At 60.9% G+C, this 14,530-nt stretch carries 8 protein-coding genes and 1 pseudogene; 3 read left to right on the forward strand and 6 right to left on the reverse strand.

Annotated features, from left to right (window positions below; translation table 11 throughout):
* Both EDF75_RS11770 and EDF75_RS11775 read right to left on the reverse strand, forming a co-directional pair.
* Positions 1–1,196: molybdopterin-dependent oxidoreductase (locus tag EDF75_RS11770; RefSeq protein WP_166646172.1), on the reverse strand; the 1,196-nt coding region annotated here is incomplete at its 3' end.
* A 240-nt stretch (positions 1,197–1,436) separates the two neighbouring features.
* Positions 1,437–2,882, reverse strand: coding sequence for a nucleobase:cation symporter-2 family protein (locus EDF75_RS11775; RefSeq protein WP_133599468.1), 1,446 nt, complete (start codon positions 2,880–2,882; stop codon positions 1,437–1,439).
* A 412-nt stretch (positions 2,883–3,294) separates the two neighbouring features.
* Here EDF75_RS11775 and ygfT point away from each other — a divergent pair, with 412 nt between their 5' ends.
* Both ygfT and EDF75_RS11785 read left to right on the forward strand, forming a co-directional pair.
* A complete protein-coding gene (gene ygfT / locus EDF75_RS11780) occupies positions 3,295–5,235 on the forward strand; it encodes a formate-dependent uric acid utilization protein YgfT (RefSeq protein ID WP_133599470.1) in 1,941 nt (646 codons plus the stop codon).
* Positions 5,232–5,708 carry a 4Fe-4S dicluster domain-containing protein gene (locus EDF75_RS11785; protein ID WP_133599471.1) on the forward strand — a complete coding sequence of 159 codons (477 nt, stop codon included), beginning with the start codon at positions 5,232–5,234 and terminating at the stop codon, positions 5,706–5,708. Before ygfT ends, EDF75_RS11785 begins: the two co-directional genes overlap by 4 nt.
* Before the next feature lie 489 nt (positions 5,709–6,197).
* On the opposite strand, the gene ssnA is transcribed toward EDF75_RS11785, so the two are convergent.
* Complete coding sequence (gene ssnA, locus EDF75_RS11790; protein ID WP_133599473.1) at positions 6,198–7,532, reverse strand: putative aminohydrolase SsnA; 1,335 nt, start codon at positions 7,530–7,532, stop codon at positions 6,198–6,200.
* Positions 7,529–10,633: a putative selenate reductase subunit YgfK gene (gene ygfK, locus EDF75_RS11795; protein ID WP_133599475.1), complete on the reverse strand. Its 3,105-nt coding sequence runs from the start codon at positions 10,631–10,633 to the stop codon at positions 7,529–7,531. The genes ssnA and ygfK overlap by 4 nt, the downstream gene beginning before the upstream one ends.
* 661 nt (positions 10,634–11,294) lie before the next feature.
* Here ygfK and EDF75_RS11800 point away from each other — a divergent pair.
* A pseudogene (locus EDF75_RS11800) lies at positions 11,295–12,074 on the forward strand (XdhC family protein); the annotation flags it as partial.
* A gap of 83 nt (positions 12,075–12,157) precedes the next feature.
* On the opposite strand, the gene arcC reads toward EDF75_RS11800, so the two are convergent.
* Both arcC and hydA read right to left on the reverse strand, forming a co-directional pair.
* Positions 12,158–13,090 carry a carbamate kinase gene (arcC, locus tag EDF75_RS11805; RefSeq protein ID WP_133599477.1) on the reverse strand — a complete coding sequence of 311 codons (933 nt, stop codon included), beginning with the start codon at positions 13,088–13,090 and terminating at the stop codon, positions 12,158–12,160.
* A 12-nt stretch (positions 13,091–13,102) separates the two neighbouring features.
* Positions 13,103–14,509: a dihydropyrimidinase gene (gene hydA / locus EDF75_RS11810; RefSeq protein WP_133599478.1), complete on the reverse strand. Its 1,407-nt coding sequence runs from the start codon at positions 14,507–14,509 to the stop codon at positions 13,103–13,105.
* Between the last annotated feature and the right edge of the window lie 21 nt (positions 14,510–14,530).

The raw sequence follows: 14,530 nt of genomic DNA on the forward strand, positions 1-14,530 counted from the left end.
TAGGCCGCCCGCACTTCGCCGTGCGCCGCCCGGTGCGGCAGCTCGCTGATGCGGTAGCCGGCGTGCGCCGGCAGGCTCTCCACGCCCCAGGCTTTGGCGAACTTCTCCCGGTTTTCCGGGAACTTAACGTACTGGTAGCCCGGATAGGTATCCGGCAGGGCGCCCATATCGCAGGCGCCCTGGACGTTGTTCTGCCCGCGCACCGGGTTGACTCCGACGCTCGGCCTGCCGAGGTTGCCGGTCATGATCGCCAGGCTGGTCAGCGAGCGCACGGTTTCCACGCCCTGATAGAACTGGGTGACGCCCATGCCCCACAGGATGGCGGCGGATTTGGCGCTGGCGTACATCCGGGCGCAGGCGCGGATTTCCTGAGCGCTGACGCCGGTTATCTCTTCCACCGACTCCGGCGTATAGCCTTCAACGATTTTGCGATACTCCCCGAAGCCTTCCGAGCGGCTGGCGACGAAGGATTTATCGTAGAGATCCTCTTCAATAATGACGTGGCCAATGGCGTTGAGCAGCGCGATGTTGGAGCCGTTTTTCAAGGCAATATGCATATCGGCAATGCGCGCGGTTTCAATTTTGCGCGGATCGCAGACGATAATCTTCGCCCCGTTGCGTTTGGCGTTAATCACGTGATTCGCCACGATAGGATGCGAATCGGCCGGGTTATAGCCGAAGATAAACACGAGATCGGTATTATCAATCTCGGTGATGGCATTGCTCATAGCGCCGTTACCGACCGACTGGTGCAGACCTGCAACCGATGGGCCGTGTCAGACGCGAGCGCAGCAGTCGACGTTATTGGTGCCAATAACGGCGCGCGCGAATTTTTGCATCACATAGTTGGTTTCATTCCCGGTGCCGCGGGAGGAGCCGGTGGTCTGGATGGCATCCGGGCCGTACTTCTCTTTAATCGCGCTGAGGCGGGTGGCAACGTAGTCGAGGGCCTCGTCCCAGGAGACGGATTCCAGCCTGCCGCCGCGCTGGCGGCGGATCATCGGGGTTTTCAGGCGCGGGGTGAGGATCTGGGTATCGTTAATAAAGTCCCAGCCGTAGTAGCCCTTCAGGCACAGGGTTCCCCGGTTATTTTTGCCCATCGCCGGCTCGGCGCGGATAATCTGCCCCTCTTCGGTCACCAGCCTTATCTTGCAGCCGGCCGCGCAGTAGGGGCACACGGTTGTTACCATTTTCATTGTGACGGGACTCCTTTCAATCATGCGGCAGCGAGGTCGCGATTAAAAAAGCAAAAAAAAACCAAACCGGCTGCTGATAGCGAGATCGACAGCCGCTCGTACAGCCGGAAAGCTCAACATCAGCAGCAGGGTTGCGGCGAGGGTCAGGCGAAGTAGCATGGTGCTTTCTCCGGAAGCTGTTGTGCTTATTTGCAAAATGAAACGCGGCAGCGGGCCACCCCGATACCGCACCGTTCAGCGCTACTCCTCATGCTGCTGCTTTTTAACCTTGCGCATTAATAACCACATGCGCACCGTGCGCGGCGCGCGATGCGTCCCCTGGGCTTCCGGCACCAGCCCGGTGTGCTTGTTGTAGCCGTTGAAAAACAGGTTCAGGGTGACGGCGCTAAACGTAGCCAGCATGATCCCGCTGTGCAGCAGCGGCTGCAGTACCTCGGGGAATTTAGAGAAAAACTGCGTCGATAGCGTTGGCGTCAGGCCGACGCCAAGGCTGATGGCGACGATATAGAGGTTGTAGCGATTGGTGGAGTAGTTGATGCGCGCGAGAATGCGTATCCCCGTTGCCAGCACCATGCCGAACATGACCAGCCCCGCACCGCCCAGCACGAACTGCGGGATAGAGGCCACCAGTACCGCCATCTTGGGCACCATGCCAAAGATAATCAGAATGGCGCCAGATGCGACGCAGACCCAGCGGCTATGGACGCCGGTGACGCTGACCAGGCCCACGTTCTGCGAGAAGGAGGTGTGTGGAAAGCTATTAAACAGCCCGCCAAACAGGGTACCGATGCCGTCAACGCGCAGGCCGCGAATGATATCCTGCGGCGTCAGCTTGCGGCCGACAATTTCGCCAAGCGCCAAAAACATCCCCATTGATTCAATGAAAACGATGATCATGACGGCGGTCATCGTGATGATTGATATCGGATCGAAGACGGGCGTACCTAAGGCCAGCGGAGTGACCACGGCGAACCAGTGGGCGTCATGCAGGCCGTTGAGGTTCACCTCGTTCATCATCATCGACAGGCCGAAGCCGAAAACGATGCCTAACAGTACGGCGACGTTAGACATAAAGCCTTTGGCAAAGCGGGTGACCAGCAGAATAAACAGCAGTACGGCAAACGAAATGCCCAGATAGATGGGGCTGCCGTATTCCGGATTACCTTTCCCTCCGGCCGCCCAGTCGATCCCCACCTGCATAATGCTTAGGCCGATGGACGTGATGACGACGCCGGTGACCAGCGGGGGAAAAAGCGGCATCAATCGGCCGATCAGCGGCGCCAGCAGGGTGGTTATTATCCCGGCCGCAATCGTCGCGCCGAAAATACCCATCAGTCCGATATCGGGATTCATGCCGATGGCCAGCATCGGCGTCACGGCGGCGAAGGTCACCGACATAATAACCGGCAGGCGAATGCCCATAAAACGCCCGACGCCGATACACTGCAGCAGGGTAACGACGCCGCAGCAAAACAGATCGGAGCTGATCAGCAGCGCGACCGTTTCTTTGCTTAGCCCCAACCGGTCTCCAATCATTAAAGGGACGGCGACGGCGCCGGCATACATAACCAGAACGTGTTGCAAACCAAGAACGACCAGCTTCCCCGGGGATAAGACGCGATCCACCTCATCAATTGTGTGGGGGCTACCAGTGACCGATGGTGGTTGAGAATCAATGGCGCTCATAATGTATTTCTCCTTAATATCCAACGGCGGGCTCAGGAGCCAACCGGGAGGGGGGTGAATAGAGAGAGTGCAAAGCTCGCTATTACCTATGCTTAGGCAGTGCCAGTTTTAATTCCTGCCGGAAAAATAATGTTGAAATGAGTCAACTATCACAGAAAGAGACGATAACGGCGGCGAGTGGCGGGAGAAAAAACGCCGTGGAGAAAATAGCGTCTCATAATGAGAGGGATATAATCATTCTGACTCACAATATGATTCTGAGGCGCTCCTCCCTGATATTTATGCCGGATAAAGGCGATATTTTTTTGAGGCTGCTCGCAAAAATAAGCTCGCCACGATTGAGAATGTAAAAATCGCCTGATTATTGCATCGCGACCCCTTGTCAATTTCGGAATAATAACAAGGGAAGCCAATGAACCGATTTATTGTTGCCGACGCTGCGAGCTGCATCGGCTGCCACGCCTGCGAAGTGGCCTGCGCTGTCGCCCACAGCGAGGACTGCTGGCCGCAGCGGCGGCATGATTTTCTTCCGCGTATCCACCTGGTTTCTCACCGCGGCGTCAGCCGAGTGACCACCTGCCGTCACTGCAACGATGCGCCCTGCGTTGCCTCCTGCCCGACCCGGGCGCTCTGTTTCGCCAACGACAGCATCCAGCTTAAGCCGGCGGCGTGTATCGGCTGTAAAAACTGCGCCGTTGCCTGTCCCTTTGGCGCGATCGAGATGGTGGCCGCCGGCGAGGATGCGCCACAGCTGGCGCAGAAATGCGATCTTTGTCACCAGCATCCGTCGGGCCTGCAGGCCTGCGTCAGCAGCTGCCCCACCGAGGCGCTGCGGCTGATGGATGAATCCGGGCTAAACCAGCTGCGTCGTGAAAGGCAGGCCCGTGCCGCCCAGGGTCAGCCGGTGCGGATGCGGGGCGACGACCGGCGTTCGGCCTTCTTGCGTAAGCCGCCGCGCGTGGGGGGGCAAAAGATCGCCGCCGAGGAGCGCAAGGCGCATTTCGCGGAGATCTATCACCCACTCGGCGCCGGTGAGGCGGAATATGAGAGCGATCGCTGCCTCTACTGCGCGCAGAAAGCGTGGTGCAACTGGACCTGTCCGCTGCATAACCACATCCCGGATTTTATTCGCCTGGTGAATGAAGGAAAGATTATTGAGGCCGCGGAGCTGTGCCATCAAAGCAGCTCATTGCCGGAAATCTGCGGCCGGGTCTGCCCGCAGGACCGGCTGTGCGAAGGGGCCTGTACCATGAAGGAGCGGGGCGGGGCGGTGGCGATCGGCAACCTTGAGCGCTATATCACCGATAGCGCGCTGGCGATGGGCTGGCGGCCGCAGGCAGGGGACGTCAGCCCTCGTGAGGAGCGGGTGGCGGTGATTGGCGCCGGGCCGGCGGGCCTGGGCTGTGCCGATATCCTGGCGCGCGCGGGGGTGCAGGTCGACGTTTTCGACAGGCATCCGGAAATCGGCGGCCTGCTGACCTTCGGTATTCCGCCGTTTAAGCTGGATAAGAGCGTGCTGGCGGTGAGAAGAGAGATTTTCAGCGCCATGGGCATTCAGTTCCATCTTAACCACGAGGTGGGGCGCGACGTGGCGTTCGCCGATCTGCTGGCCGACTACGATGCGCTGTTCCTCGGCGTCGGCACCTACGGCCTGATGGCCGCCGGCCTGGAGGGGGAAGATGCCCCGGGAGTGATTCAGGCGCTGCCGTTTTTGATTGCCAGCACCCGCGAAGTCATGGGACTCGAGGCGTCCGGGGAGTATCCGCTCACCGATATCGAGGGTAAGCACGTTGTGGTGCTCGGCGGCGGCGATACGGCGATGGACTGTCTGCGCACCGCCGTTCGACGCGGCGCGGCGAGCGTGACCTGTGCCTACCGCCGCGATGAGCAGAGCATGCCGGGTTCGAAAAAAGAGGTGGTCAACGCCAGGGAAGAGGGCGTGGCGTTTCAGTTTAACGTCCAGCCGCAGCGGATCCTCCGCACCCGTAAAGGGGCGGTGCGCGCGGTGAGCATGATCCGTACCGAAATGGGCGAGGCGGGGCCTGACGGGCGACGTCGCCCGCGCCCGGTGGCCGGTTCCGAGTTTGAGCTGGCGGCCGACGTGCTGGTGATGGCGTTTGGCTTCCAGGCGCACGATATGCCCTGGCTGCGCGGTCACGGGATCGACCTCGACCGCTGGGGGCAAATCTGCACGGGCGGCGAGGGCCGGGCCAGCACGCAGACCCGCAATGATAAAGTTTTTGCCGGCGGCGACGCGGTACACGGTGCCGATCTGGTGGTGACCGCAATGGCCGCCGGGCGACGGGCGGCGGAAGAGATGCTTGGCCTGTTTAAGCGAAAGGAGAGCCTATGACCCGTTTTATTATCGCCAGCGCGGAGGCCTGCATCGGCTGTCGGACCTGCGAGGTCGCCTGCGCGCTGGAGCATTCCACATCCGCGGCCATGTTTCAGCCGCGTCTGAAGGTCCAGCGTCTCGATAGCCTCAGCGTACCGGTAGTGTGCCATCAGTGCGAGAACGCCCCCTGCGTGGCGGCCTGCCCGGTGGCGGCGCTGAGCATGGGAGAGGATCGGGTTGAGGCGGATGCGTCGCGCTGCATCGGCTGCCAGAGCTGCGCGGTGGTCTGCCCCTTTGGGGCCATCACCGTGGAGATCGTCGCCGCGCATCCGCCGCTGATTATCAAATGCGATCTGTGCGCGAACCGCGAGGGCGGTCCTGCCTGCGTGGCGGTTTGCCCGACGGCGGCGCTGAGCGTGATGACCGGCGAGCGGCTGGCGGCGCTGCTCAAACGGCGCCAGGAGACCGCCGCCAGCGCGCCGGGGATATAGCTCGCTGCGGAGCGTTCCCTGACCGCCCGGCGGGTGAGGAGCAGCTTTCATGCGGGCCTGCGGGGAGATGTTCCGTTCACCGGACGCTTTGCAGAACATGCGGCCCCGGCGCCAGGTGACCGGGTTAAGGGGAAGATAACCGTCTTCCCCTTAACAATCCCCGCGGTCCCGCACGGAAATCGGTGCTGCGCACTGCGCTCACCTCCCGGCCTGCAGCCTGCGGTCGGCTCAACTCGACCTGCTCGCCCGTTCCGGGGCTCGCTCCTGTCTCGATTCGCCTCTTGCCGCCATCCCTGGCGGCCAGCCCTTGTCTTTCGGCCTTCGGTTCGCCGATTTCAGCGGGGAGCCAGGGCCCCGCTGCACGCCTTTTCGCCACCTGGACGTTCATCATTGTGGTTAGTCAGGGGGGTAAAAAAGCCGGTCAGCTGCTCTGCTGACCGGCTTGAGACCTCGTGGACTAGCCAGCTCAGATGTATGGCCGGCGCAGCTTTAAGGCAGCGCGTCCATCCGCGCCCACATTTTCACCGCCGCCTTACGCGCCTCGGCAAAGAGTGGTTCGTGATCGAAGGTAAACCGCCGGTTCTCGTAAATCATCACGCCGTTGACCATCACGCTATGCACGTGGCTGCTGCCGAGGCCAAAGGCGATATGCCCGGCGATATTCTCGGCGATAAGCGGCGTGGGCGACGGATAGTCGCAAATCGTCAGGTCGGCTTTGTATCCCGCCTCGAGGCGGCCAAAGCGGGCGTTAAAGCTGCGGGCGAGCAGCTCGTTGCCGTTGCTTAAGGCGCGGGCAAAGCCGTCCGGCCACAGCGGCCCACCGGCGTCGCGGTGCTTAAAGAAGGCAAACTTCAGCTCTTCAAACATATCAGAGCCCAGGCCGTCGGTGCCCAGCGCCAGGTTGCGGAAGTCCACCAGCCGCTGGTTATAGCCAACGTGGTTGTTCATATTGGAGCGCGCGTTATGCACCAGGAATCCATCCTGAGAATTGAGGATCTCAATATCTTCATCGGAGAGGTACAGGCCGTGGGCAACCAGCGTCCTGCGGTCAATCAGGTTAAATTCCGCCAGCCTGACCAGCAGGTCTTTACCGTAGCGATGATGGCTATGGCTAACGTCGTAACGATCCTCCGCCGCATGGATATGCAGACCGCGGCCGGTGGCCTGCAGCGCCTCGCCGAGCATCGCCAGCCCTTCGTCCGGTAGGGTAAAGGGGGCATGGGCGCCGATGTGCGCCTCAACCAGGTAGGGTTCGCGGCCCATCTCCCGGGCGCTGTCGACTTCGCGGGCAAAGCGAATATTCTCCTCGACGCAGGCCCGGAGCTCCTTAAGCCCGCCGTTGCGATCGGTGGTCTCAAAGCAGGTCATTCCCCGCAGGCCGACCCGCATAAAGGCGCTGCGCAGCTGGCTGAGCGACCCGGCGATATAGCCGGGAGAGGCGTGGTGGTCAATCACCGCGGTGCAGCCGCTGCGCACGGCTTCCATGGCGCAAATCAGCCCGCTGTAGTAGAGCGACTCCTCGTCCAGCGCGCGGTCGAGGCGCCACCACAGATTTTTCAGCGTCGAGATAAAATCGGGGCTGGAGGGGATAGTGGCCTGGATCCCGCGCGACAGGCCGGAATAGAAGTGGTTGTGCGCGCAGACCATCCCCGGCATCACCAGCAGGCCGTGCATCTCTTTGACCCTGGCCTGGGGATAGCGCTGAGCGAGCCCCGGAGCAATAGCGAGAATTTCGTCGTTTTCAATCGCGATATCGATACCTTCCATGACCTTCGCCGGATAGAGCTGCGCGGCGGTGGCATTCTTCAGAATTAAGATACTCATACTTCGACGCCTCCCAGCAGGTAGCGGTGGTTAAGATGAACGTGGCTAATGATGCGGCAAAGATCGGTAACGGCAGGGGGAACGTCAGCGATATGGCCGCTATCGTCGATTTTTAGCAGCCAGGTGTGCTCGTTTTGCCGGACGTGAACGCTGTCGTCCTCGACGAAGAAGCCGGGGTTGCTGCTGTTGGCGAAATCCTGCGCCAGGCTAAAGACGGTAATTTTGTCTTTGTAGGGCTTGCCCTGCCACGGGCAGAACTGCGCGCAGTTGCCGCATTCGTTGCAGTAGGCGTCGAGGTGCAGCGTCTGGTAGCGGTTCTGGAATCCCGGCACGGCGATTGAGACGTTGGCGCGGTTTGGGCATACGTCTACGCATTTGCTGCACACGTAGTTGCATTCCAGGCAGCGCTCCGCCTCCTGAGCTACGAACGCCTCCCGGCGATCCCTTGCCACCTCAGCGATGGCGATACTCCCTTTGCGCTGGTAAATATCCGCCGGATCGACGTTGTTCCACCGCTTATGCTGATGGTGGTTGGCAATATTCTCTCGCGCCAGAATCGCATCCGCTGCCCGGCGGGCGTTGCCGATCGCCGAGACGATGGACGACGGGCCGCGCTGAACGTCGCCGATAAGAAATACCCCCGGCAGCGCGGTTTCGCCCGTAGGATCCGCCGCCGGCCAGCCGCTGTCGTCCAGCGGAATGCCCATCGCCGCCAGCGCCGCAACGTCCTGCTGTTCGCCGATGGCGGTAATGACCGTATCCGCCCGTAGGGTGCGGGTTTGGCCGGTAGCCAGCGGGCGACGGCGGCCTTTCTCATCGGCGTCGCCGAGCGCCATCACCCGGACGGTGAGCGTCCCGTCGGCGTAGAATTGTTCAGGATTACTGAGAAACTCGAACGCGACGCCGTCGCGCTGCGCCTCTTCATACTCTTCGCGCCATGCCGGCATCTCCTGCAGAGAGCGGCGGTAGACGATGGTTGCTTTCTCCACGCCGGGTACCCGCAGCGCGGCGCGGGCGCAGTCCATGGCGGTATTGCCCGCCCCGATGACCACCACCTGTTTCCCCAGGCTCAGCGTCTCTCCGCGATTGTATTCGCGTAAAAACTGCAGCGATTTTCGCACGTTGCGGTTGTCGCCGCCGAGGCTGACGCCGCTGTTTTTGTCGGTACCGGTGCCGACCAGCACGTAGCGATAGCCTTCGCCGCAAAGCTTCGCCACCGTCAGCTGCGGATCGCAGCCGTAGACGATGTTAACCCCGTGGTTGACCACAAAATCGATATCGTGCTGAATCAGCTCCCCGGGAATACGGAAGCGCGGAATGATGTTGCGCACCACGCCCCCGGCGTTGGCTTCGCGTTCAAACAGGGTTACCGGGTACCCTGCCCGGGCAAGAAAGTAGCCGGCGGCAAGCCCTGCGGGGCCCGCGCCGATCACCGCCACCGGGTTCAACGAGCCGGAGCCGGCCGGCCGGTGCCAGCGCCGCCGATACTCTTCCCAGCCTTTCTCGAGCGCGATTTTCTTCAGCTCGCGGATATTGAGCGAACTGTCGTAGTCGAGGCGGGTGCAGTTGCTCTGGCACTGATGATCGCAAATATGGCCGGTAATCGCCGGCAGGGCGTTACGCTGATAGATAAGCTCAAGCGCGTCGGCATAGCGCTGCTCGCCCATCAGGCGAATATACTCCGGGATATCCTGCTTAATCGCGCAGGCGCTCACGCAGGGCGCGACGTAGCAGTCGGTGAGCGGCAGCGGCTCTGGGACCTCGATGCGGTCCGGCGATTTCCAGTGCTTCTGGGTGTACTCCATGCTGATGGCTTTTTCGGCCAGCGCGCTGAGGCGCGGGACGTCCACCTGCTGTAAATCCCAGCCGCTGGCCTGCTCCAGCTCGCGCATGCAGGCGCTTAGCCGCAGATAGCCGCCCGGTTTTAGCAGGTCGGTGGCCATGGTAATCGGGCGGATCCCGGTTTCAAATATCTCGCGGATTGTCAGCTGGCTGGCGCCGCCGGAGTAGGAGATGGGCAGCCTGCCGTCAAATTCGCGGGACAGCAGGGCGGCTACGTTGATGGCGAGAGGGAAGAGCGCGCGGCCGGACATATACATCTCATCGCCGGGCAGCGCCCCTTTGCGATTGATCGTCCCAAGGGTGTTGGTCAGCTTGACGCCGAAACCCAGATTGCGCTCCTTCGCCAGCGCCATCAGGCGGTGCAGCATCTCCAGCGCCTGGCCGATTTTCAGATCGTGGTCAAAGGACTCTTCATTCAGGCCGATGTAGCTAAAGCCGCAGGTATCGAGGATTTCGCGCACGCGCGGGTAGCCAAGCAGCGTCGGGTTGAGCTTCACAAAGGTATTCAGCCCTTTCTCTTCCAGCATATAGCGGCAGATGGCCTCAATTTCATCGGGCGGACAGCCGTGCATGGTCGAGAGCGTGACGCCGCTCACCAGCCGGCTCGGGATGCGCTGGGCCAGCGTCGCCAGCTGCGGACGAATGTCCTCCAGCTGACTACCGATCGCAAAGCGGTCGCTATGCGTCCAGCGATAAAGCGTATCGCGATACTGCGCGAATTTCGGATGAGATCCGGCATCCATCATATTGTCGATAAACTGCTGCATCGGCGGCTGCTTGATGCCCTCGAGGTTATAGCCGACGCTCATATTAAAAATAAACGACTTGCCGGATTTTGACGGCGTGAACGGGAATATCTCCTCCAGCAGATGGAGGATAAACCAGGCCTTCAGATATTCATCCCAGGCTTTGAGCAGCGTAAATTCGGTGGACCATTCGGTGTTAAAACACTCATCTTCGGCGTCAATGCAGGGCTTTTCCAGTTCAAGACGGTCGAGTATCTGCACGGTTTTCAGCTCAATAAACCTTCCGCCGGTGAGCCATGAGGTAATGATATTTTGCGCCAGCTGGGTGTGCGGCCCGGCGGCGGGGCCGATGGGCGTGGCGCAGCTCTCGCCAAATACGCTCAGGCGCCTCGACGTTACCGGGATATAAAACTGCTGCTGCGGAATACCGAATATTGAACGGTGATGCTGGTACTCATCGAAAATACGCGTCAAAAGTTCCTCAAACGGGACGGGACGCATAATATCACCCATAACCCTCTCCTTAGATTCATGTATGCGATCAACGTTGCCGGTACGAGCACGCTATTTTCAAGGCTGCCGGATCGGTAGAAAAATAGCGGGCGGCGTATTCATTCCGACGGATGGGAAAGGAACAGCAACATTCGCACCAGTTATTTAACCGGCGGCAGGATTAGACATAAATTTGTGAAGGAACTCTAAAGTTGACGACGTTATTGTCGTGAGAGCACCTGTTTAAATGAGAATTAAAATCACTCAATAACGCGCGGGGAGAATAGCGTTAAAAATTATCGACGAGCTATCACAATGATAATATTTGCTGTGCGGCTTTATTATTAAACGGGCAAACTATTGCGCTAAATGAATCCGCCAAATGAATAACGACGCGCCGCCGGCAAATAAAGCCGTCCGTCTGACCCCGCTTCCGCGACCCGGTTCACGAATCTGGCCTAAAAGGCGCGGCTGAGCATGAACCTTGCATACTCCACTCTGGCGTTAGGCCGCTGCCGTCAACGCCGTCCGCCGCCGCAGGCCCGCCGGCAGGATGTCGCCGATGGGGGGGGACATCAGCAGTCTCAAAGTGAGAAAACGCGGCCAGCCCGCCGATGACGCAGTGCAGAGTACAGGACCCGGCCCGCCCGGGGTGACCACCGGAATTGCCATTGAGGTTGTTATGAATATTTTCTCAGAAGCCGCAAGGCTTGAAGCACAGAACTGCCCGTTTGCGCTGGCGCAGATTGTCGAGAGCCGCGGCTCAACGCCCAGACACTCAGCGCAGATGCTGATCCGCGCTGATGGAACCATTATCGGCACCATCGGCGGCGGGATGGTCGAACGTAAGGTCATCGATGAAGCGCTGGAGGCGATGGCTGAAAAGGCCTCGCGCATGTTTCACGGCCGGATGGCGCGCAGCGGTACGGATGCCGTAGGTTCCGACTGCGGCGGGGCGATGTCGGTGTTTATCAGCGTCCACTGCCAGCGGCCGCGGCTGGTGCTGGTCGGGGGCGGGCATGTCAATCGCGCCGTGGCGCAGGGCGCGGCGCTGCTTGGGTTTGATATTGTCGTCACCGATATCCATTCTGCCAGCCTCGATCCGCAGCTGTTTCCGCCGAACGCCCGGCTTGTGCATGCCGAAAGCTTTGCCGCGGCCGTTGAGCGGCTGGCGGTGGGTGCGGATGATTTTGTCCTTATCGCCACGAATAATAAAGACCGGGAAGCGCTGGATAAGCTGATCGACCGGCCGGTGGCCTGGCTCGGGCTGCTGGCCAGCCGCCGCAAGGTGCAGGTATTTTTACGCCAGCTGCGGGAAAGCGGGGTGGCGGAAGAGCATATTGCGCGTCTCCATGCGCCGGTGGGCTACAACATTGGCGCCGAAACGCCGCACGAGATTGCGGTCAGCGTCCTGGCCGAGATCCTGCAGATCAAAAACCAGGCTCCCGGCGGCCTGATGATGCCCGCATATCAGGATAGTGAGGGACAGAAAACGCTGGAGACCGCATGATGTGCCCCCCCGCGAGAGCCGAGAGGGGCCGCGGGCTATCCTTCAATCAGGGTTCCCGTTTTGCCTTCTATCCCTTCCCGGGCCTTGCTCAGCATGGTAATTAAGGCCCGGCGCCCCGGCCGGGAGCGGGCAAAGGCCGCGGCGGCCTCGACTTTCGGCAGCATGGAGCCTTTGGCGAAATGGCCTTCGGCAATAAAGCGGTCGGTATCGCTCAGCGAGAGCCGGTCCAGCCACTGCTGATTGGCCTGGCCAAAGTTGATGGCTACTTTTTCCACCGCGGTAAGGATAATCAGCATATCGGCATCGATCGTGGCGGCGAGCCTGGCGCTGGCCCGGTCCTTATCGATGACCGCGCTCACCCCGCGCAGGTGGTTCCCCTCGCGGACCACCGGAATACCGCCGCCGCCGACGGTAATCACCACCTGTCCGGCATCCATCAGCGCCTTCACCGTCTCTTTTTCGATAATATCGACGGGCTCCGGCGAGGCTACCACCCGCCGATAGCCGCGCCCGGCATCCTCTTTCAGCGTGTAGCCCTGGCGGGTCAGGACTTTGGCCTCCGCTGCGCTGAAGAATGAACCGATGGGCTTACTCGGATCGCGGAAGGCCTCATCGGCGGCGTCAACCTCCACCTGGGTGATCACCGTGGCGACCGGAACCTGCATTCCGCGGGCAAGCAGCGCCTCGCGCAGCGCATTTTGCAGATCGTAGCCAATGTATCCCTGGCTGAGGGCGACGCAGACCGACATCGGCAGCATCGGGGTATGGGCCTCGGTTTTGGCGGCGGCTTCGAAGGCCAGATTGATCATCCCGACCTGCGGGCCGTTGCCGTGGGTCACCACGACCTGATGCCCCTGGGCAATGAGGTCAACAATTGCCTGCGCGGTTTGCGTCACCGCCTGCATCTGTCCGGCAAGATCGTCCCCTAAGGCGTTGCCGCCGAGGGCGAGAACAATTTTCTTACTCATCAATTCCTCTCTTTAAAAGCGTGCGTCGCGCGCGAAATCCGGCGCGGCTGAAAAAGGGTTACGGCGTATAAATCGGCCTTGCCCGGCACTGCCGGTAAAGGTGCCGTGGCTGAAAATCACCCGGCCATGAGACAGCGTCTGGCGGATGGCGCCCTGGCAAATAAACCCCTCCCACGGTGAGTAGTCGGCGTTGTCGTGGAGCTGCTCGTGGCGGATGGTGGTGGTTCGTCGCGGGTCGATAATGACCACATCGGCATCCGCGCCGGGCGCCAGCACGCCTTTTCGCGGCCAGAGGCCAAACAGCCTGGCCGGAGTGGCGCTGACGAGCGATACGAAGCGCTCCGGCGAGATCCTGCCGCTCATCACGCCGTGTGAAAACAGCAGCAGCAGGCGGTTCTCAACTCCGGGCAGGCCGTTGGGGCAGCGGCTAAAGTCGCCGCCGGATAGCTGCTGTCGCTGGGCCATGGAGAAGGCGCAGTGGTCGGTTGCCACCACGTCGATGGCGCCATCGGCGATGCCGCACCACAGCGCGTCGTTGTGGCGGGCGTTGCGCAGCGGCGGGCTGAGCAGAAACTGCAGCGCGTCGTCGCGCTCGTAGCAGCGCTCGTCGAGCAGCAGATACTGCGGGCAGGTTTCAACCCAAACCGGCTGCCGGCGCGCCTGGGCAAGGCGGAGATAATCGAGCCCCAGCCCGTTAGAGAGGTGCACGATATACAGCGGGGCGTTGCCGGCAAGCTGGGCCAGGTTGATCATCCTGGCGATGGCTTCGGCCTCGCACTCCGGCGGACGGCTCAGGGCGTGATAGCGCGGCGCGGTTTTGCCGGCGGCGAGAAATTCGGCGCGCTTTTGCGCAACCACGGCATCGTTTTCCGGGTGGACGGTGGTGAGCGCTCCGGCGTGATGCAGATGCTTTAGCGCCTGAAGAACCTCGTCATCGTTAAGCTTGTACTGGTAGGTGAGATAGAGCTTAAAGCTGCTGATCCCCGCCTCAACCATCAGCGGGATCTCATCAAGAATGGCGTGGTTGATATGCTGGATCAGGCCGTGAAAGCCGTAGTCGATGGTTGCTTTGTAGGCGGCGTAGCCGTGGTAGGCCTCAAGCTGGTGGCGCAGCCGGCAGCCGGCTGGCCCGAAGCCCATATGATCGATAATGGTCGTTGTGCCCCCGCAGGCGGCGGCGCGGGTGCCGGTGAAAAAATCATCGCAGCTGCGGGCGAGTCCGGTATCAATATTAAAATGCGTGTGGACGTCCACGCCCCCAGGCATTACGTAGCATCCCTCGGCGTCAATTATTTCGCAGGGCTGCTCCACGGTGATGTCTGCCGCCAGCTGACTGATTAAGCCGTTTTCAATCAGCAGGTCCTGTTTTGCCTGGCCGTCAGCGTTGACGACGGTGCCATTTTTAATCAGTACGCGCATAAAAAGCTCCAGACTCCCGTC

This window comes from Klebsiella sp. BIGb0149 (assembly GCF_004362605.1).
GTDB lineage: Bacteria > Pseudomonadota > Gammaproteobacteria > Enterobacterales > Enterobacteriaceae > Klebsiella > Klebsiella terrigena.